Annotated in this window: 27 protein-coding genes; 22 read left to right on the forward strand and 5 right to left on the reverse strand. The window is 60.8% G+C overall.

Annotated features, from left to right (window positions below):
• Positions 1–19 precede the first annotated feature (19 nt).
• From AC1DZ5_RS13050 to AC1DZ5_RS13080, 7 genes are read left to right on the forward strand one after another with little or no spacing between them, the layout of a single operon-like run.
• Positions 20–949 carry an ABC transporter ATP-binding protein gene (locus tag AC1DZ5_RS13050; RefSeq protein WP_477889682.1) on the forward strand — a complete coding sequence of 310 codons (930 nt, stop codon included), beginning with the start codon at positions 20–22 and terminating at the stop codon, positions 947–949.
• Positions 946–1,701 (forward strand): ABC transporter permease, encoded by a 756-nt coding sequence (locus AC1DZ5_RS13055; RefSeq protein ID WP_477889684.1) that lies wholly within the window; start codon positions 946–948, stop codon positions 1,699–1,701. Before AC1DZ5_RS13050 ends, AC1DZ5_RS13055 begins: the two co-directional genes overlap by 4 nt.
• A 5-nt stretch (positions 1,702–1,706) precedes the next feature.
• On the forward strand, positions 1,707–1,949 hold the full coding sequence (locus tag AC1DZ5_RS13060) for a BolA family protein (RefSeq protein WP_477889686.1): 243 nt from the start codon (positions 1,707–1,709) through the stop codon (positions 1,947–1,949).
• A gap of 10 nt (positions 1,950–1,959) precedes the next feature.
• On the forward strand, positions 1,960–3,225 hold the full coding sequence (murA, locus tag AC1DZ5_RS13065; protein WP_477889688.1) for a UDP-N-acetylglucosamine 1-carboxyvinyltransferase: 1,266 nt from the start codon (positions 1,960–1,962) through the stop codon (positions 3,223–3,225).
• Positions 3,226–3,230: 5 nt separating this feature from the next.
• Positions 3,231–3,869: an ATP phosphoribosyltransferase gene (gene hisG, locus AC1DZ5_RS13070; RefSeq protein WP_477889967.1), complete on the forward strand. Its 639-nt coding sequence runs from the start codon at positions 3,231–3,233 to the stop codon at positions 3,867–3,869.
• Between the two features lie 18 nt (positions 3,870–3,887).
• A complete protein-coding gene (gene hisD / locus AC1DZ5_RS13075; RefSeq protein ID WP_477889690.1) occupies positions 3,888–5,204 on the forward strand; it encodes a histidinol dehydrogenase in 1,317 nt (438 codons plus the stop codon).
• 29 nt (positions 5,205–5,233) lie between these two features.
• Positions 5,234–5,605, forward strand: a complete 372-nt coding sequence (locus AC1DZ5_RS13080) for a Rap1a/Tai family immunity protein (protein ID WP_477889692.1) — start codon at positions 5,234–5,236, stop codon at positions 5,603–5,605.
• 21 nt (positions 5,606–5,626) lie between these two features.
• Here AC1DZ5_RS13080 and AC1DZ5_RS13085 read toward each other — a convergent pair whose 3' ends face one another.
• From AC1DZ5_RS13085 to AC1DZ5_RS13105, 5 genes are all read right to left on the reverse strand, one after another.
• Positions 5,627–6,292 carry an outer membrane beta-barrel protein gene (locus tag AC1DZ5_RS13085; RefSeq protein WP_477889694.1) on the reverse strand — a complete coding sequence of 222 codons (666 nt, stop codon included), beginning with the start codon at positions 6,290–6,292 and terminating at the stop codon, positions 5,627–5,629.
• Positions 6,293–6,467: 175 nt separating this feature from the next.
• Entirely contained in the window at positions 6,468–6,854 is a 387-nt protein-coding gene (locus AC1DZ5_RS13090; protein ID WP_477889696.1) for a hypothetical protein, read from the reverse strand.
• 68 nt (positions 6,855–6,922) lie between these two features.
• Complete coding sequence (locus tag AC1DZ5_RS13095) at positions 6,923–7,531, reverse strand: restriction endonuclease (protein ID WP_477889698.1); 609 nt, start codon at positions 7,529–7,531, stop codon at positions 6,923–6,925.
• Between the two features lie 52 nt (positions 7,532–7,583).
• Positions 7,584–7,856 carry a hypothetical protein gene (locus AC1DZ5_RS13100; protein WP_477889700.1) on the reverse strand — a complete coding sequence of 91 codons (273 nt, stop codon included), beginning with the start codon at positions 7,854–7,856 and terminating at the stop codon, positions 7,584–7,586.
• 156 nt (positions 7,857–8,012) lie between these two features.
• A complete protein-coding gene (locus AC1DZ5_RS13105) occupies positions 8,013–8,441 on the reverse strand; it encodes a hypothetical protein (RefSeq protein ID WP_477889702.1) in 429 nt (142 codons plus the stop codon).
• A 298-nt stretch (positions 8,442–8,739) separates the two neighbouring features.
• On the opposite strand from AC1DZ5_RS13105, the gene AC1DZ5_RS13110 reads away from it, so the two are divergent.
• From AC1DZ5_RS13110 to AC1DZ5_RS13180, 15 genes are all read left to right on the forward strand, one after another.
• Positions 8,740–8,964: a CopG family transcriptional regulator gene (locus AC1DZ5_RS13110; protein ID WP_310339916.1), complete on the forward strand. Its 225-nt coding sequence runs from the start codon at positions 8,740–8,742 to the stop codon at positions 8,962–8,964.
• The gene (locus AC1DZ5_RS13115; protein WP_477889704.1) at positions 8,957–9,421 is read left to right on the forward strand and encodes a PIN domain-containing protein; all 465 of its coding nucleotides are present in this window, start codon (positions 8,957–8,959) and stop codon (positions 9,419–9,421) included. Before AC1DZ5_RS13110 ends, AC1DZ5_RS13115 begins: the two co-directional genes overlap by 8 nt.
• A gap of 23 nt (positions 9,422–9,444) precedes the next feature.
• A complete protein-coding gene (gene hisC / locus AC1DZ5_RS13120; RefSeq protein ID WP_477889706.1) occupies positions 9,445–10,593 on the forward strand; it encodes a histidinol-phosphate transaminase in 1,149 nt (382 codons plus the stop codon).
• A complete protein-coding gene (hisB, locus tag AC1DZ5_RS13125) occupies positions 10,590–11,222 on the forward strand; it encodes an imidazoleglycerol-phosphate dehydratase HisB (RefSeq protein WP_477889708.1) in 633 nt (210 codons plus the stop codon). The genes hisC and hisB overlap by 4 nt, the downstream gene beginning before the upstream one ends.
• The gene (gene hisH / locus AC1DZ5_RS13130; protein ID WP_477889710.1) at positions 11,222–11,881 is read left to right on the forward strand and encodes an imidazole glycerol phosphate synthase subunit HisH; all 660 of its coding nucleotides are present in this window, start codon (positions 11,222–11,224) and stop codon (positions 11,879–11,881) included. Before hisB ends, hisH begins: the two co-directional genes overlap by 1 nt.
• A 70-nt stretch (positions 11,882–11,951) precedes the next feature.
• Positions 11,952–12,692 carry a 1-(5-phosphoribosyl)-5-[(5-phosphoribosylamino)methylideneamino]imidazole-4-carboxamide isomerase gene (gene hisA / locus AC1DZ5_RS13135; protein ID WP_310339907.1) on the forward strand — a complete coding sequence of 247 codons (741 nt, stop codon included), beginning with the start codon at positions 11,952–11,954 and terminating at the stop codon, positions 12,690–12,692.
• A gap of 3 nt (positions 12,693–12,695) precedes the next feature.
• Positions 12,696–13,475, forward strand: a complete 780-nt coding sequence (gene hisF / locus AC1DZ5_RS13140) for an imidazole glycerol phosphate synthase subunit HisF (RefSeq protein WP_315473716.1) — start codon at positions 12,696–12,698, stop codon at positions 13,473–13,475.
• Between the two features lie 59 nt (positions 13,476–13,534).
• The gene (gene hisI / locus AC1DZ5_RS13145; protein WP_201740886.1) at positions 13,535–13,948 is read left to right on the forward strand and encodes a phosphoribosyl-AMP cyclohydrolase; all 414 of its coding nucleotides are present in this window, start codon (positions 13,535–13,537) and stop codon (positions 13,946–13,948) included.
• 48 nt (positions 13,949–13,996) lie between these two features.
• On the forward strand, positions 13,997–14,371 hold the full coding sequence (locus AC1DZ5_RS13150) for a phosphoribosyl-ATP diphosphatase (RefSeq protein WP_477889713.1): 375 nt from the start codon (positions 13,997–13,999) through the stop codon (positions 14,369–14,371).
• 19 nt (positions 14,372–14,390) lie between these two features.
• The gene (locus AC1DZ5_RS13155; protein ID WP_477889715.1) at positions 14,391–14,786 is read left to right on the forward strand and encodes a DUF4870 family protein; all 396 of its coding nucleotides are present in this window, start codon (positions 14,391–14,393) and stop codon (positions 14,784–14,786) included.
• The gene (locus tag AC1DZ5_RS13160) at positions 14,783–15,157 is read left to right on the forward strand and encodes a histidine triad nucleotide-binding protein (RefSeq protein WP_477889717.1); all 375 of its coding nucleotides are present in this window, start codon (positions 14,783–14,785) and stop codon (positions 15,155–15,157) included. Before AC1DZ5_RS13155 ends, AC1DZ5_RS13160 begins: the two co-directional genes overlap by 4 nt.
• Before the next feature lie 69 nt (positions 15,158–15,226).
• Positions 15,227–15,463: a Sec-independent protein translocase subunit TatA gene (gene tatA / locus AC1DZ5_RS13165; protein WP_477889719.1), complete on the forward strand. Its 237-nt coding sequence runs from the start codon at positions 15,227–15,229 to the stop codon at positions 15,461–15,463.
• 13 nt (positions 15,464–15,476) lie between these two features.
• The gene (tatB, locus tag AC1DZ5_RS13170; protein ID WP_477889721.1) at positions 15,477–15,920 is read left to right on the forward strand and encodes a Sec-independent protein translocase protein TatB; all 444 of its coding nucleotides are present in this window, start codon (positions 15,477–15,479) and stop codon (positions 15,918–15,920) included.
• A 21-nt stretch (positions 15,921–15,941) separates the two neighbouring features.
• A complete protein-coding gene (tatC, locus tag AC1DZ5_RS13175; RefSeq protein WP_477889723.1) occupies positions 15,942–16,733 on the forward strand; it encodes a twin-arginine translocase subunit TatC in 792 nt (263 codons plus the stop codon).
• Between the two features lie 172 nt (positions 16,734–16,905).
• Entirely contained in the window at positions 16,906–17,634 is a 729-nt protein-coding gene (locus tag AC1DZ5_RS13180) for an HNH endonuclease (protein WP_477889725.1), read from the forward strand.
• The last annotated feature ends 176 nt before the right edge of the window (positions 17,635–17,810 follow it).

Consider the following 17,810-nt stretch of genomic DNA (forward strand, 5'->3'; position numbering starts at 1 on the left):
CGTAAAATCGCGGGCTCTCATGCCTGCCATCTCATTCCAATCCGTCTCCAAAGCCTACCCCTCACCCCGAGGGCCCCAAGGCACCACCTTCCAAGCACTGGACCACGTCAGCCTCGATATCGAGGAGGGTGAGTTTTTCGGATTGCTGGGTCCCAATGGGGCGGGCAAAACCACCATGATCAGCATCCTGGCCGGCCTGACCCGTGCCAGCAGCGGCAGCGTGCAGGTGCTGGGCAGCGATGTGCAGACTGACTATGCCGATGCCCGCCGCAAGCTGGGTGTGGTGCCGCAAGAGCTGGTGTTTGACCCCTTTTTCAATGTGCGCGAAATGCTGCGCATCCAGTCCGGCTACTTTGGCGTCAAGAACAACGACGCCTGGGTGGACGAGCTGCTCGAAGGCTTGGGCCTGACCGACAAGGCCAACGCCAATATGCGCCAGCTCTCAGGCGGCATGAAACGCCGTGTGCTGGTGGCGCAGGCGCTGGTGCACAAACCGCCCGTCATCGTACTGGACGAGCCCACTGCCGGTGTGGACGTGGAGCTGCGCCAGACGCTGTGGCAGTTCGTGGCCAACTTGAACAGGCAGGGCAGCACCGTTTTGCTGACGACCCACTACCTGGAAGAGGCCGAGGCCCTGTGTGGGCGCATTGCCATGCTCAAGACCGGCCGCATCGTCGCACTGGACAAGACCAGCGATTTGCTCAAGGCCGCGAGCAGCAATGTGTTGCGTTTTAAAACTGGCGACACCTTGCCTATTGAGCTGGCGGCGCGTGCGCGCATTACCGGTCGCATCGTGCAATTGCCCGCACACAACGCGCTGGAGATCGAGCAATACCTGGCAGCCGTGCGCCAGGCCGGTGTGACAGTGGAAGACGTGGAAATTCGCAAGGCGGACTTGGAGGATGTATTCCTCGACGTCATGGGTGCGACGGAAGAGGTGGGCGCATGAACGGCTGGCAAACCCTGTTGTACAAGGAAACCTTGCGTTTCTGGAAGGTGGGTTTTCAGACGGTGGCAGCGCCCGTGCTCACCGCGCTGCTGTACTTGATGATCTTTGGCCATGCGCTGGGCGACCACGTGAAGGTCTACGACACCATCAGCTACACCGCGTTTCTGGTGCCGGGCCTGGTGATGATGAGCGTGTTGCAAAACGCGTTTGCCAACAGCTCGTCGTCGCTGATCCAAAGCAAGATCATGGGCAACCTGGTGTTTTTGCTGTTGACCCCACTATCGCACTGGAACTGGTTCTTCGCCTATGTGGGCTCCAGTATTGCGCGGGGAATGGTGGTGGGCGCCGGGGTGTTTGTGGTTACCGCGTTTTTCACGCCTATCAGTTTTGTGGCGCCCTTGTGGGCGCTGGCGTTTGCCATCTTGGGCGCTGCCCTGCTGGGCACGTTGGGCCTGATTGCCGGCCTGTGGGCCGAGAAGTTTGACCAGCTCGCCGCCTTCCAGAACTTTGTCATCATGCCCATGACCTTTTTGAGCGGCGTGTTCTATTCCATCCATTCGCTGCCCGCCTTCTGGCAGGGCGTGAGCCACCTCAACCCCTTCTTCTACATGATCGACGGATTCCGCTACGGCTTCTTCGGCGTGAGCGATGTATCGCCCTGGCTCAGCCTGGGCATCGTTGGCATCGCGCTGGCTGTGACCAGCGCCGTGGCCGTGCACCTGCTGCGCACGGGCTACAAGATCCGTCACTGAGTTTTATGACTGCTGACCAACTCCAAGCCCTGATTGCTGCGGGCATTGCCTGCGAACACTGCACGCTCGAAGGCGATGGCCGCCACTGGTATGCCACCATCGTGTCCAGCGCGTTTGAGGGCAAGCGCCTGATTCAGCGCCACCAGCAGGTCTACGCCACCCTGGGCAGCCGCATGCACACCGACGAAGTGCACGCGCTGTCGATGAAAACCTATACGCCGGCCGAATGGGCAGCGCAATCTGCTTAAAAGACTTCTTATGGACAAACTCCTGATTCGTGGTGGCCGCCAACTCCAAGGCGAGGTGCTCATCTCTGGTGCCAAAAACGCTGCCTTGCCCGAACTGTGTGCCACGCTGCTCACGGCCGACCCGGTCACGCTATTGAACGTGCCGCGCCTGCAAGACGTGTCCACCATGCTGAAACTCATCCGCAACATGGGCGTGCAGATCGAGCAGCGCGACGATGGTTCGGTGCTGGCGAACGCGGGCGGACTGACCAACCCTGAAGCGCCTTACGAACTGGTGAAAACCATGCGCGCCTCGGTGCTGGCACTGGGCCCTTTGCTGGCGCGCTTTGGTGAGGCGACAGTGTCCCTGCCGGGTGGCTGCGCCATTGGCTCGCGTCCCGTGGACCAGCACATCAAGGGCCTGCAGGCCATGGGCGCCGAGATTGTGGTCGAGCACGGCTACATGATCGCCAAGCTGCCCAAAGGCTGGACGCGCCTGAAGGGCGCACGCATTGCCACCGACATGGTGACGGTGACGGGTACCGAGAACTTCCTCATGGCCGCCGCACTGGCCGAGGGCGAAACCATCCTCGAAAACGCCGCACAAGAGCCGGAGATCCCTGACTTGGCCGAGATGCTTATCAAGATGGGCGCCAAGATCGAAGGCCATGGCACCAGCCGTATCCGCATCCAGGGCGTGGAGAAGCTGCACGGCTGCACCCACCAGGTGGTGGCTGATCGTATTGAGACCGGTACCTTCCTCTGCGCCGTGGCGGCCACCGGTGGTGATGTCGTTTTGAAGCACGGCCGTGCCGACCATCTGGATGCGGTAGTCGACAAGCTGCGCGATGCAGGCGCCACGGTGGAAGCCATTGAAGGTGGCATCCATGTGAAATCGCAAGGCCGCTTGAAGGCGCAGAGTTTCCGCACCACTGAATACCCCGGCTTCCCTACCGATATGCAGGCCCAGTTCATGGCGCTCAACGCCATCTCCCATGGCCCCAGCAAGGTGACGGAGACCATCTTCGAGAACCGCTTCATGCACGTGAATGAGCTGGTACGCCTGGGTGCGCACATCCAGATCGACGGCAAGGTGTCGGTGATCGAGGGCGTGCCCAAACTGTCCGGTGCCACGGTGATGGCTACTGACCTGCGCGCCTCCGCCAGCCTCGTGATTGCCGGCCTGGTGGCCGACGGTGAAACCGTGGTGGACCGCATCTACCACCTGGACCGCGGCTACGACCAGATGGAAGCCAAGTTGCGCGGCATCGGTGCCGATATTGAACGAATCAAATGACCGACATGATCACCCTGGCCCTGTCCAAAGGCCGCATCTTTGAAGAAACCCTGCCGCTGCTGAAAGCCGCTGGCATCGAGGTGCTGGACGACCCCGAGAAATCGCGCAAGCTGATTCTGGCCACCAACCAGCCGCATGTGCGCCTGCTGGTGGTGCGCGCCACCGATGTGCCCACCTATGTGCAGTACGGCGGGGCCGACCTGGGTATTACCGGCAAGGACACGCTGTTGGAGCATGGCAGCCAGGGCCTCTACCAGCCGCTGGATTTGCAAATTGCCAAGTGCCGTATCAGCGTGGCTGTGCGCGCCGACTTTGACTACGCGTCCGCCGTCAAGCAGGGTTCGCGTCTCAAGGTGGCCACCAAGTACGTGGCGATTGCGCGCGAGTTCTTCGCCAGTAAGGGTGTGCACGTGGACCTGATCAAGCTCTACGGCAGCATGGAGCTCGCCCCGTTGGTGGGCTTGGCCGATGCCATCGTGGATCTGGTCTCCACCGGCAACACGCTCAAGGCCAACCACCTGGTGGAAGTGGAACGCATCATGGACATCAGCTCCCGTCTGGTGGTGAACCAGGCCGCGCTGAAGCTCAAGCAGGAACCCATCCGCAAGATCATCGAGGCCTTTGCCGGTGCGGTGGGCAAGTAACCTTCTATTCAATTTGCTATGACTTTTGTAGCTGCTCCCGCACTGTTGACAACGGCTGACGCCCAGTTTGATGCCCAATTCAAGGCGCGTCTGCATTGGTCTGCCGACACCGATGCGGCCATCGAGCAGCGCGTGGCCGACATCCTGGCCGACGTGCAGCAGCGTGGCGATGCCGCCGTGCTGGAGTACACAGCCCGCTTTGATGGTCTGACCGTGCCCGACATGCACGCGCTGGAGTTGACGCAGGCCGAACTCAAGGCGGCATTCGACAGCATCCCCGCGGAGCAGCGCACCGCGCTGGAAGCGGCCGCCCAACGCGTGCGCAGCTACCACGAGGCACAGAAAAAGGCTTCCGGCGAGAGCTGGAGCTACCGCGACGAAGACGGTACTCTCTTGGGCCAAAAGGTCACGCCGTTGGACCGCGTGGGCATCTACGTGCCCGGCGGCAAGGCGGCCTATCCCTCCAGCGTGCTGATGAATGCCATCCCCGCCCATGTGGCCGGTGTGGGCGAAATCATCATGGTCGTGCCCACACCCAAGGGCGAGAAAAACGCGCTGGTGTTGGCCGCCGCCTATGTGGCCGGCGTCACGCGCGCTTTCACCATTGGCGGCGCGCAGGCCGTGGCCGCACTGGCCTATGGCACGCAGAGCATTCCTGCCGTGCACAAGATCACTGGTCCGGGCAATGCCTATGTGGCCGCCGCCAAGCGCCGCGTGTTTGGCACCGTGGGCATCGACATGATTGCCGGCCCCAGCGAGATTCTGGTATTGGCCGACGGCAGCACGCCGCCGGACTGGGTGGCGATGGATCTGTTCAGCCAGGCCGAGCACGACGAGCTCGCGCAAAGCATTCTGCTGTGCCCCGACGCCGCCTATATCGCCCAGGTGCAAGACAGCATCAACCGCTTGTTGAACGAGATGCCACGTGCCGAGATCATTGCCAAGAGCCTGACCGGTCGCGGTGCCCTGATCCACACCCGCAGCATGGAAGAGGCCTGCGAGATCAGCAACCGCATTGCGCCGGAGCACTTGGAGGTGTCCAGCAATGACCCGCACAAGTGGGAGCCCTTGCTCAAGCACGCGGGCGCCATCTTCCTGGGCGCCTACACATCTGAGAGCCTGGGCGACTACTGTGCCGGCCCCAACCACGTGCTGCCCACCAGTGGCACCGCGCGTTTCAGCAGCCCGCTGGGTGTGTACGACTTCCAGAAGCGCAGCAGCCTGATCGAAGTGAGCGAGCAGGGCGCGCAGACGCTGGGGCAGATTGCCTCGGTGCTGGCGCATGGCGAGGGCCTGCAAGCCCACGCGCGTGCGGCGGAAATGCGATTGAAGTAAGAATGCGTGCAGACGGACGACTAAACCTCATGCACACCCATTCACCCCGCACCTCTCTCCAACGGGCCACCACGGTCCTGGCCCTTCTAGCCGCAGGCATGGCCACCGCCCACGCCATGACCATCCGCGAAATGCGGGCCCTGGAGAAGACCGAGAAACAAGGCACCACCTACGCTGACTACTACCTGGTCGGCGTCATGGAGGGCGCCATCGAGGCGCACAGCCAGGATGTGCGCCACGGTGCCAAACCGCTGATCTGTCTCAACGGCCGACGCCTGGAACCCAGCATGGCCAAAAACCTCTACACCACCGAACTCAAACGCAATGCCGACCTCTACGAGGCCGACATGCCGGTGCAACTGGTGGTGACCAACGCGCTGGCCACCGTTTATCCCTGCTAGAACTTAGAGGCAGGGCGGGGATTAGTAGTTGTAGCGCACGCCCAGCGTGGTGTCGCTCACACGCTCGGTCTTGCCGGGGTACTTCACATAGTGTTCGTCGTATTGCAGCAGGCCAGACCAATTGCTGGTGAATTTGTATTCAGCGCCCACGCCGTACGACCAGTCAAAGCCACGTTCTGTGCCCGTCTGCACACCGGAGGCTGCACTGGCGGATACGTCGGTGCGGCTGTAAGTGGTCCCTAACTTCCCGAGCAGGTTGAAGCTCGGACTGATGGGCGCACGGCCAATCAGGCTCAGGTTGATGCCGTCCACCTTGGTAGTGCCGCCTGAACGGTTGATCGAACCAAAGTCGGTGTAACCGATTTCCACACCGAAATTCCGGTTGTTGAAATAGTTACCCAGGTACAGGCCATAGGCGTTGGACTGGTTGCCGCCCCCCCAGGTGCCGAAGCCGGTGATCGGACGTGACAGGTCAGCCGTACCGGCATTGAGGCCGAAATAACTGGAGCCCGGCGCACGCATGTTGTTCCACCCCAGGCCGGTGCCTGAACTTGAATTGGCACTGGTGCCATCCGTGGATGTCGTGGTGTTTTGTGCCAGGGCCAAGCCGCTGGTGACTAGAGCAGCGACGCCCAGCAATAAGCCTGCTGTGCGGCGTGAGGACGAGGAAGATTGGAAAGGTCGCATGGCAGAGGTTTCCTTGTAGAGAGAGTGAAACACCCGCCTACTGTGAGTTTTTCTGCCTTTGCGTTCTGTGCGGTGGCGTCCATAACCGACCGCGGAGAGTAAGAAATTGCAACACTCAGGCGGTTGAAACTTCCTGGTCCCAGGACGGCGGTTGTGCCAATGCGCGCGTGCTCGCCTACCAGCGCGTCAAACTTCTGGGCACCCGTGCGGTGCGGGTCAAGACGGAGTAGTGCCGGATCGTGCACGGCTGGGTATCACCGTCACGCTTGCAAAACCCCGCCAACTGACGGTATCGCAGTGCCGCGGTAGTCCCCACCTTGGGCCAGCGCTTTCTCGGCAGCACGCTTTGGTAGTCCTCAGACTCGGGCGCGAAGCTCAGGCTAGCGCCGACTTTTTCGCACAACTCCGGATTTTTGAGGGTGGCTTCTTTCACCGTGGCGCGCACGCCCGATAGCGCAGAGCTTTCTTCTATTTGGACGGTGTAGTCGCAAATTTCCCATTGGCCTGCAAGCGCAAGAAGTGGCGATGCGAAGATAACTAGCGCAGCGAGTTTTGACCGCATGGGCGTTTTACGTTTGAGATGAGAGGCTTGACCCGGCTTGCCGGGGCAAGTCCTCTTGATGGAAAGGGTTAGGGAGCTGGCGGCTCAGCGCCAATGCTGCTCTTTAGTAGGGCTGACCAACTTCCGAGTGCGCGATTCTCTTGCTCAGCGTAGAAGTCTCGGTTCAGACCGACGAAATCTGGTTCTACGAATGCCCGTTGAAACTCTTCCGGATTCAATGATTCGACGTGCTTGGTAGCCCCGATCGGGAGTTGGTACAGCACGTTCTGAACCTGTGCATTTGGTAGAAGGCGGACGACACCTATGCCGTTTGCACGAGCGAACTTGAGCGCACTTGCTTGTAGAGCTCCGGATACCGCCACAACGCCTTTCTTGTTTGCGCCAGCAATTTGATCAAGCTTCGCCTTGAACTCCTCTATGTCATCTACTGGGACAGAGCTTGCGTAGTCCTTGCATTCGCATACCCACAATATTGACCATCGATCGGCATCTGGTAGCCAGACTTCAACGGAGACATCCACAATGATCTCTGCGTCTCGATCGCGTGAGTAGTAGCCCTTCTTCTTGAACGGCCTCGAAAGGGCAGGGGAGATACCCAGGCGATCGCTTTGTAGCTCTCGTTGAACTGCTACAAAGACTTTGTCTTCGAAGGCCGTTCCTCTGGCGACGGATGTCATTGAAGCTCCCGAACGTAGAGTTGGGGGTGCGAGTGTTCTTGAAGACGCTGTATCACTTCCTGTTTGCGCCCCAAGTATGGAAAGTGCACGAGACAAGAGAGTCGTAGTTGGGTTCTTTCCCGTTCTTTGTGCAGAAGGCGAGGAATTCATCAAAGCCCACGTTCGTTTTGACGATGGTTTGGTGTTCCATCATGTTCTTGATTCGACTGTCTACGCCGGAGACAAATTCATCATAGGCGGCCGGGAGATCACGCGGCAAGATGGATCGGAACTTTGGATAGTCCGCCTCGGTGCAAAAGAAAACCCAAGGGACAGGCTCAGTCATGGGGATACCTCCGTATTGGGAGAAGAGATGAAAGCGGGAAGCACGGCGATAACGGCTAGCACCCCCAACGTTGGCGCTGTCTGGCGCACAGCACTGGCCGCGAAGCGGCCTCGCCCTGCTGTGTGTCCATGACGAGCAACTTGTTAGAGCGAGCGTTCATGGTTTGTTGATCGCTTGCTCGATTACGCCAACGATGTCTGCGACATCAATGGTGAAAATGCCTGCTTCGCCCTTATCAAAAGCAGTTTTCCAGGTTTGGTAGCCCTCTCGATAGTCAGGGTTAGGCTGGCTGTTACCCCGGAGTTTGATGAGGCTTTTCTTCAGCGTCTCCTCGGAAACCGGAGAGTGAGGAAGATCAGTTGAAATGCCGCCAGCGATGCGTGGGTTTTTTACTTTCACGCCGGATACGCTGATATGGAAGATCTTTCCAAGTTTGGGGTGGGATTCGATCTTGTTGATCAGAACGCTTGAGCTTTCTTCGCCTTTGCGAGTTTTGTAGCTCCACACTTGACCTTCCGCGAAGTCGTGGGCTGAGGCGATGCCGAAGAATGAGAGTAAGGACATGATGAGCAGTAGTTGCTTCATTGAGGTCGCTCTAACTCAATGTATGCCGCAAAAACTGCGGGATATTCTGGCAAGGTTACCCACCAAATTGGCTTCCAGCCCTCGTGGAATATGCGCAAGCTGCTCATATAAAGATAGCGGTAAACCCGGCAGTGTCTGGGCGCGCTTTGGCGCTTGGATGGCCATCATTTTTCTACCCTCCCGTTCTTTGCTTTCGCCGCACTATAGCGCGAGCCGTTTGGGCGTTGCCGGTTTGTGCAGTTGACCTTAATTCACACGAATTCAGTGCAACACGAAATTCGTGTAAACTGGCGACAACATGAAAAACGTCACCATTACCGTCGAAGACGCCACGTTGGAGTGGGTGCGCATTGAGGCGGCTCGGCGCAATACCAGCGTGTCGCGGCTGGTGGGCGAAATGCTGACCGACAAGATGCAGCATGACGACGCCTACGCCCGCGCGCAGCGCGACTGGGTGGCGGACACCTCGTCGTTCAGCTCGGGCGGCAAACCCTATCCACAGCGGGAGGCCCTGAATGGCTAGCCCGCTCGACACCTCCGGCGCCATCGTGTTTGTGGACACCAACGTGCTGCTGGCCGCAGATGATGCCCACGACGCCACCCGCCAAGCCCGCGTGCGCGACTGGTTGCAGGCGCTGTGGCAGCGCCGTGCCGGGCGGGTTAGCACGCAGGTGCTGAACGCCTATTACGTGGGCGCCACGCAGCACTTCGCCATGCCCCAGGGCGATGCGCGCGCCAAGCTGCGTCGCTACCAGCTCTGGCAGCCCTGGCAGATTGACCACCAGACCGTGGAAACCGCCTGGGGCGTGGAGGCCCGCTTTGGCCTGCCGTACTGGGACGCGCTCATCGTGGCGGCTGCCGCGCAAAGCGGGGCCACCCACGTGCTGTCGCTGGACCTGCAGCACGGCCAGCAGATCGACGGCGTCACCATCCTCAGCCCCTTGCAAGCCACGCCCGCCGATGTGGCGCTGGCCGACTAGTTTTTAGCTCTGAAAGTCTCCGCATGACCGCTACCACCTCCACCGACAGCACCGTGAACGCGCTGATCCAGCGCCGCATTCGCCAGGACGTGCAGGGCATGCACGCCTACGCGATCCAGGATTCCAAGGGCATGGTCAAGCTGGACGCCATGGAGAACCCACACCGCCTGCCCGCCGAGCTGCAAGACGCATTGGGCCGTCGCCTGGGCGCGCTGGCCTTCAACCGATACCCCGATGGCCGCGTGAACGACCTACGCCAGGCGCTGGCTGCGTATGCGGGCATGCCCGAAGGCTTTGACATCATGCTGGGCAATGGCTCGGACGAGCTGATCTCGCTCTTGGCCATGGCCTGCGATGTGCCTGTGGCGCCGGGCCAGCCTAAGCCCTCCATCCTGGCGCCGCTGCCGGGTTTTGTGATGTACGCCATGAGCGCGCAGCTGCAGGGGCTGGACTTTGTGGGCGTGCCGCTCACGGCCGACTTTGAGCTGGACGTGCCCGCCATGGTGCAGGCGATTGAGAAACACCAGCCCGCCATCGTCTACCTGGCCTACCCCAACAATCCCACGGCCAACCTGTGGGCCGAAGCCGACATGGTGCGTGTGGTGGCTGCGGCCCAGGCGGCGGGCAGCATTGTGGCCATTGACGAGGCCTACCAGCCGTTTTCCAGCCGCACCTACCTGGATGTGATCCGTGCCAACCCCGCGGCCAACGCCCATGTGCTGCTGATGCGCACCATGAGCAAGTTCGGCCTAGCCGGTGTGCGCATTGGCTATATGGTGGGGCCCAAGGCGCTCATCGCCCAGGTGGACAAGGTGCGCCCGCCCTACAACATCAGCGTGCTGAACTACGAGTGCGCGCTGTTTGCGTTGGAGTACCAAGAGGCTTTTGCGGCCCAAGCCCGCGAAATATGTGCGCAGCGTGCTACGCTTTTAGGAGCATTGCGGGCGCTGCCGGGCGTGAAAGCCTGGAACAGCGATGCCAATATGGTGCTGATTCGCATCACGGGCGAGGGCGATCCTGCACAAAAAGTGTTTGATGGCCTCAAGGCGCGCGGCGTTCTGGTCAAGAACGTTTCTAAAATGCACCCATTGCTGGCCCAATGTTTGCGCGTCACCGTGGGCACCGCCACCGAGAACGCCCAGCTGTTGAAGGCCCTGCAGGAATCCCTATGACTACCAACTATCCACTGACCGAAGTGCCCCAGACCTACGCGCCCCGCATTGCCGAGGTATCGCGCAACACGGCAGAGACCAAGATCAAGGTTCGCGTCAACCTGGACGGCACCGGCGTAAGCCGCCTGTCCACCGGCATTGGCTTCTTCGACCACATGCTGGACCAGATCGCCCGCCACGGCATGATCGACCTCGACATCGAGGCCGACGGTGACCTGCACATCGACGGCCACCACACCGTGGAAGACGTGGGCATCACGCTGGGCCAGGCCTTCCACCAGGCCATTGGCGACAAGAAGGGCATCCGCCGCTACGGCCACGCCTATGTGCCGCTGGACGAGGCGCTGAGCCGCGTGGTGATCGACTTCTCGGGCCGCCCCGGGCTGGTGATGGACATCCCGTTCAAGAGCGGCATGATCGGCGCGTTTGACACGCAGCTGACCCACGAGTTCTTCCAGGGCTTTGTGAACCACGCCTTTGTGACCCTGCACATCGACAACCTCAAGGGCGAAAACGCCCACCACCAGGCCGAGACCGTGTTCAAGGCCTTTGCCCGCGCGCTGCGTGCCGCCATAGAGTTCGACCCGCGCGCCCTGGGCGTGATTCCTTCCACCAAGGGTTCGCTGTAATGAAAAAAGTGGCGGTGGTGGACTACGGCATGGGCAACCTGCGCTCGGTCACCCAGGCGGTGATGCACGTGGCGGCCGATGCCGGCGTCGAAGTGGTCTGGGCCCGCACCGCGCAAGAGGTGATGGACGCCGAGCGCGTGGTGCTGCCGGGCCAGGGCGCCATGCGCGACTGCATGCGCGAGCTGCACGACTCCGGCATGTACGACGCCGTCATGCACGCGGCGGCCCACAAACCGCTCATGGGCGTGTGCGTGGGCATGCAGATGCTGCTGGACCACAGCGACGAGCAGAGCACCGCCAGCCTGGGCCTGATTCCGGGCAAGGTGGTGAAATTTGAGCTGGCCGGGCAGATTCAGCCCGACGGCAGCCGCTACAAGGTCCCGCAAATGGGCTGGAACCAGGTCTGGCAGACCAGCCACGCCGGCGCGCCCCGGCACCCGGTGTGGGGCGAGGTGCCCGACGGCAGCTACTTCTACTTTGTACACAGTTACTACGCCCAACCGTCTGATGCGCGCCACAGCGTAGGTGAGACGGACTATGGCCAGCGCTTCTCAGCGGCGATTGCACGCGATAATATTTTCGCAACCCAGTTTCACCCTGAAAAAAGCGCCGAGCATGGCTTGGCCCTCTACCGTAACTTCCTGCACTGGAATCCTTGATTCACCTTCCCCTCCGTCCCTTGGCGGCTGGTAAAGCGACTTTTTCTTTTCGTTCCAACCCTGAAGCACCATGCTTTTAATTCCTGCGATTGACCTCAAAGACGGCCACTGTGTACGCCTCAAACAAGGCGATATGGACCAATCCACTACGTTTGGCGAAGACCCTGCGGTCATGGCCCGCAGTTGGGTGGACAAAGGCGCAAGGCGTCTGCATTTGGTCGATCTGAACGGCGCGTTTGCCGGCCATCCCAAAAACGAGATGGCGATCCGCAAGATCCTGAAGGAAGTGGGCAACGAAATCGACGTGCAACTGGGCGGCGGTATCCGCGACCTGGACACGATCGAGCGCTACCTGGATGCCGGCCTGCGCTACGTCATCATCGGCACCGCCGCGGTCAAGAACCCGGGCTTTTTGCAAGACGCCTGCACCGCGTTCGGCGGCCACATCATCGTGGGCCTGGACGCACGCGATGGCAAAGTTGCCACCGACGGCTGGAGCAAGCTCACCCGCCACGACGTCGTGGACCTGGGCAAGAAGTTTGAAGACTATGGCGTCGAAGGTATCATCTACACTGACATCGGCCGCGATGGCATGCTGTCCGGCATCAACATCGACGCCACCGTCAAGCTGGCACAGGCCCTGACCATCCCCGTCATCGCGTCGGGCGGCCTGTCCAACATGGCCGACATCGAAGCCCTGTGCGCGGTGGAAGACGAAGGCGTGGAAGGCGTGATCTGCGGCCGCGCCATCTACAGCGGCGACCTGGACTTTGCTGCTGCACAGACCCGCGCCGACGAATTGAATGGCTGATCGGTGTTAGCCAAAAGAATTATTCCCTGCCTGGATGTCACAGGTGGTCGCGTTGTCAAAGGTGTGAATTTCGTAGAGCTGCGTGACGCCGGTGACCCGGTGGAAATCGCCGCCCGTTACAACGACCAAGGCGCCGACGAACTCACGTTTCTCGACATCACTGCCACCAGCGACGGGCGCGACCTGATCCTGCACATCATCGAAGCCGTGGCCAGCCAGGTCTTCATCCCGCTGACCGTGGGTGGGGGCGTGCGGGTGGTGGAAGACGTGCGCCGCCTGCTCAATGCGGGCGCAGACAAGGTGAGTTTCAACTCCGCTGCGCTGGCCAATCCCCAAGTCATTGAAGACGCGTCGCTGAAATACGGCTCCCAGGCCATTGTGGTGGCTATCGATGCCAAGCGTCGCTCCGAAGAAGACGCCGCCACCCGCGGTGCCGGCTGGGACGTGTACAGCCACGGGGGCCGCAAGAACACAGGGCTGGACGCTGTGGCCTGGGCGACCGAAATGGCGCGCCGCGGGGCTGGTGAGATTTTGCTCACCAGCATGGACCGCGACGGCACCAAGAGCGGTTTTGACCTGGCGTTGACCCGTGCCGTGGCCGATGCCATCAGCGTGCCTGTGATCGCCAGTGGCGGCGTGGGCAACCTGGACCACCTGGCCGACGGCGTGCAGCAGGGCGGGGCCGATGCGGTGCTGGCCGCCAGCATCTTCCACTACGGCGAGTACACCGTAGGCCAGGCCAAGGCCCGCATGGCCGAACGCGGCATCCCAGTGCGGATTTAAGCGTTTTAGGCCTCTAGCCCCCGTAAACGCTGCGCGAGCAGCTATAAATTGGATAGCACATGGAACCCACCCCCACACCGCCTGTGAGCTGGCTCAAACACATCCGTTGGGATTCCAAGGGCCTGGTGCCGGTGATCGCGCAGGAGCAGGGCACGAACGACGTGCTGATGTTCGCCTGGATGAACCGCGAAGCCCTGCAAAAGACCGTGGAGTTGGGCCGAGCCGTGTACTTCAGCCGCACGCGCGACAAGCTTTGGTACAAGGGCGAAGAGTCCGGCCACGTGCAAACCGTGCACGAAATCCGCATGGACTGCGACAACGACGTGATCCTGCTCAAGGTGACCCAGCTGGGCCACGAGCCCGGCATCGCCTGCCACACCGGCCGCCACAGCTGTTTTTTCAGCGTATTGGAAAATGGTGAGTGGAAATCTGTCGATCCGGTCTTGAAAGACCCTGAATCCATCTATAAGTAGTAGCTTTGCGGGACAGATCTTTAGCTCTGTCCCCAACTGATCAGAAACATGCCAACTTCTCAAGACTCCCTGGCCGCCCTGGCCGCCGTGATTGAAAGCCGCAAGGTGGCCAATGGCGGCAATCCGGACGCCAGTTATGTGTCCCGCCTGCTGCACAAGGGGCCAGACGCCTTTTTGAAGAAAATTGGCGAAGAGGCCACCGAAGTGGTCATGGCTGCCAAGGATGCGGACCATGGCGGTGACGCCAGCAAGATCGTCTACGAAGTGGCCGACCTGTGGTTCCACTGCATGGTGGCACTGTCGCACTATGGCCTGTCGCCCGCCGATGTGATTGCCGAGCTGGAGCGCCGTGTTGGCACCAGCGGCCTGGAAGAAAAAGCCCTGCGCAAAGTCATTGCGCGTGAGGCGGAGCCCAAAGCCTAACCCTGAACCAGGAGTGCGCATGAGCCAGAATTTCACCACCCCCAACGACGCGGCCAGCCTGCAAAAGCTGCAGTCGCTCAACACCGTGGGCACCATCAGCTATGTGTTGCACCTGATTGTGGCGATCAGCGCATTCATTCCCGGTGGCCAGTTCGGTGTGGCGCTGCTGCTGGCAGCGCTGATTCTGGACATGGTCAAGCGCGACGATTCGGCTGGCACCTGGCACGCCTCGCATTTCCGCTGGCGCATTCGCTCGGTGCTGATGGCCGGGTTGTTGTACATCGTCACCACACCGCTGTGGCTCCTGCTCATCATTCCCGGCTACATCGCCTGGGGGCTGGTGTCACTGTGGTTCCTCTATCGCATCATCAGCGGCTTCATCGCTATGAACAAGGGTCAGGAGATTGGTGCATGAGCACACACACACCGGGGCATGACGCCAACTGCATTTTCTGCAAGATCATCGCCAAGCAAATTCCGTCGAAAACGGTCTACGAGGACGATCAGGTCTACGCTTTCCACGACATCAACCCCTGGGCGCCGGTGCATTTCTTGCTGGTGCCCAAAGCCCATATCGCCAGCATGGCGCATGTGGGGCCGGAGCACGCTGCGCTGTTGGGGCATATGATGGCTTTGGTACCCAAGCTGGCCTTGCAGGAGGGTTGCAATCCCTACCCGGATGGCGGCTATCGCATGGTGACCAACACCGGCGCGGAAGGCGGGCAGGAGGTGCACCACCTGCACTTCCACGTCATGGGCGGTCCACGCCCGTGGTTGCGCGGCTGAAGTGTGGCCCCACGGAAAATTGCGTTCACACGCGGCGACTAGAATTCAATACATCGTTAGGAGTAAATCATGGGTTCATTTTCTATTTGGCATTGGTTGATCGTTCTGCTGATCGTGGTCATGGTGTTCGGCACCAAGAAGCTCAAGAACATCGGTTCTGACCTGGGCGGCGCGGTCAAGGGCTTCAAGGATGGCATGAAAGACGGCGCAGCCTCGGCTGACGACAAGCCGGTACCTCCCGCGCAGCAAGTGGCCAACGCGTCTGAAAAAACCACGATCGACGTGGAAGCCAAGCAAAAACACTGAGCGATAGCACTGCGTGATTGACCTCGGCATATCGAAGATGGCGCTGATCGGCGCGGTGGCGTTGATCGTCATCGGGCCGGAGAAGCTGCCCAAAGTAGCTCGCACCGTGGGCGCCTTGCTCGGCAAGGCGCAGCGCTATGTGGCCGACGTCAAGGCCGAGGTGAGTCGCTCCATGGAGCTCGATGAGCTCAAGAAGATGCGCGAAACGGTGGAGGGTGCCGCCCGCGACGTGGAAAACTCCATCCAGACGCAGGCCAGCGACTTCGAGAAATCGTGGTCCGACGCCACCGACGCGGCGCTGGAGCCCCTGGCCCCCCAATACAAGCACCCGAACAAGAATTGGCGTCTCAAGCAAGGCGCCATGCCCCAGTGGTACAAGGCCCGTGCGGGCGTGCGTACCCGGGCGCAGTCGGGCGCAGCCCGCGTGGCACGGTTCCGTCCGCCCCGCGTGCGCTGACCGACACCAACACCTTTCCCCATGGCATCAGACAACAATCCGCAAGACGAGCTTGCCGGCACCGAGCAGCCCTTTGTGCAGCATTTGATGGAGCTGCGCGACCGCCTGGTCAAGGCCGCCATCGCCGTGGGCGTGGCCCTGGCCGTGCTGGCGATTTTTCCGGGTCCCGCCGCGCTGTACGACATCCTGGCCGCACCGCTGGTGGCCTCGCTGCCCGCGGGCGGCAAGCTGATCGCCACCTCGGTGATCTCGCCGTTCCTCGTGCCGCTCAAAATCATGCTGATGACCGCGTTTCTGCTGGCGCTGCCGGTGGTGCTGTGGCAGGTCTGGGCCTTTGTGGCGCCCGGCCTTTACAGCCACGAGAAAAAGCTGGTGCTGCCGCTGGTGGTCTCCAGCACGCTGCTGTTCTTCATTGGCGTGGCGTTTTGCTACTTCTTTGTGTTCGGCCAGGTGTTCAAGTTCATCCAGAGCTTTGCGCCCAAGAGCATTTCAGCCACGCCCGATATCGAGTCGTACCTGGACTTTGTGCTTTCCATGTTCCTGGCCTTTGGTCTGGCGTTTGAGGTGCCCATCGTGGTGATCGTGCTGGCCCGCATGGGGCTGGTGAGCATCGAGAAGCTCAAGGGCTTTCGCAGCTACTTCATCGTGGTCGCGTTCGTGGCCGCTGCCATCGTCACGCCGCCCGATGTGGTGTCGCAACTGGCGCTGGCGATTCCCATGTGCATCTTGTACGAGATCGGTATCTGGGCGGCGCAGGTTTTTATCAAGCACACCCAGGCGCCGCCTGAAGAGGCGCCCACCTCGGGTTCTTAAGGCTTTTAGGCCGCTAGCCCACGTAGATATTGCGTGGGTAGCTCCTGAATTCATAGCAAAAAGGCGACCCCAGGATCAAGCCGTTCGTTTAATTTGTTGAAATGCTTAGGGCGTGATGACTTCGAGGATGTCATCTACTTCAAGGCATGAGGCTTGAACAAAGGATTCGCCGATGGGCAAGGGTTACAAGGATGTGCCATGCGTCTACTGCCATGAGCGTGAGGCGGGCACGGCCGACCACGTCATCGCGAGAGGGTTCTTCCCCGAGGACAAGCGGGGTGATCTGCCGAAGGTTCCCGCTTGCCCCGAGTGCAACAACGCCAAGTCGAAGTTGGAGCACAAACTGACGGCCATCATGCCCTTCGGCGCCCGGCATGCCAACGCCGCCAAGGCCTTGGAGATGGCCGAGCCCCGGCTGGCCAAGAACAAGAAGCTGCACGGGTGGCTCGCCGCTGGCGTGTCCTACGCGATGCGGTCGATCAACGGCGGGACGTGGCGGATGGAAATGTCCGTGCCCATCGACCACGGCGACATCGAGAAGCTGTGTGAGCTCATGGTCAAGGGCCTGGCTCATCACCACTGGAAGATTGCATTGGGCGCTGACCACTTCGTGCGGGCATCGTTCTTCAATGAAGCTGGCCGTCAGCGCTTCGACCCGTTTTTCGCCGGAGCCGGCGTGAAGGTTCATCGAGACTTCGGCGATGGAGTCTTCACCTACGAAGGCTTGCAGTCGAAGGACTGCCCTGAACTGACGCTGTGGAAGATGTCGATTTATGGTGCCGAGGTCGGAGGCGACAAACGCCAGGCAGGGCAACGGAGCTCGATGGTCTACGGCATCAGTGTGCCAAAAAAATGGCCTAAGTCCGAGATGCTGATGCAGATCTTGGGGCAGGCAGCTTAGAAGCGTGGGCGTTGGGCGATGGCTCTACTGGTTTCGCAGGGACCCGGCACGGCCCGTGCCCAAAAAGGATTGGGCATCCGACGAGGCCCGGTTACATCAGGACGAAAAGCCGTCAAATTTCAACAGATTAAGCGAACGGCTTGCCCCAGGGGCGCCTTTTTGCATGGGGCCTGCAC

The sequence above is a fragment of the Rhodoferax sp. P1_F3 genome (assembly GCF_056405715.1).